1 pseudogene is annotated in these 777 nt (G+C 56.8%); it reads left to right on the forward strand.

Annotation, left to right across the window (positions count from 1 at the left end):
• Window positions 1–76 precede the first annotated feature (76 nt).
• Window positions 77–777 (forward strand): annotated as a pseudogene (locus Q5Y75_RS28385) (DDE-type integrase/transposase/recombinase); the annotation flags it as partial.

A 777-nucleotide genomic window follows, 5' to 3' on the forward strand; every position in this document is an offset into this window, starting at 1 on the left:
TTGAACAAACCTATTACCGCTGGCGAAAGAAATGAGCCGTTGAAGGCGCCATTGGTTCGAGCCCAACGGCGAATGCGGAATGGGTGTAGATCAGTTGAAGGAACTGAAGCGGCTACAGAAAGAGAACGAGCGGCTGAGACGCGCGGTTTCAGATCTGACGTTGGACAAACTGATCCTCACGGAGGCGGCCAAGGGAAACTACTGAGCCCCGCTCGTCGTCGCGCCTGCATCAGCCATGTACGCAACCAGCTGAACGTTTCCGAGAGACGCGCCTGCCGCGTGCTTGGACAACACCGGTCCACGCAACGGCGTGTCTCACAAGGTCGCGCAGACGAAGACCGATTGGTGGCCGACATCATCGAGCTGACCCGTCAATACGGCCGATATGGCTATCGCAGGTTCGCTGCACTGCTGAGAGAGGCTGGATGGTCTGTCAGCGATGGGCGAATTGAACGGCTTTGGCGACGAGAGGGGCTGAAAGTGCCAGCGAAACAACCGAAGAAAGGACGGCTCTGGCTGAACCATGGCTCGTGTGTTCGGCTGAGGCCGGAGCATCGCAACCACGTTTGGTCGTATGACTTCGTCCATTGCCGAACCGATGATGGCAAAGCCTTCCGGACGCTGAACATCCTTGATGAGTACAGTCGGGAATGTTTGGCAATCAGGGTCGAGCGGAAGCTGAACTCAACCGATGTAATCGACGTCCTGACGGATCTGTTCATACTTTCGGGGGGCACCCCGTTTCATACGTTCAGACAATGGGCCGGAAATTGTCGC

The organism is Ruegeria discodermiae (genome assembly GCF_030758345.1).
In the GTDB taxonomy this organism is placed as follows: domain Bacteria; phylum Pseudomonadota; class Alphaproteobacteria; order Rhodobacterales; family Rhodobacteraceae; genus Ruegeria_C.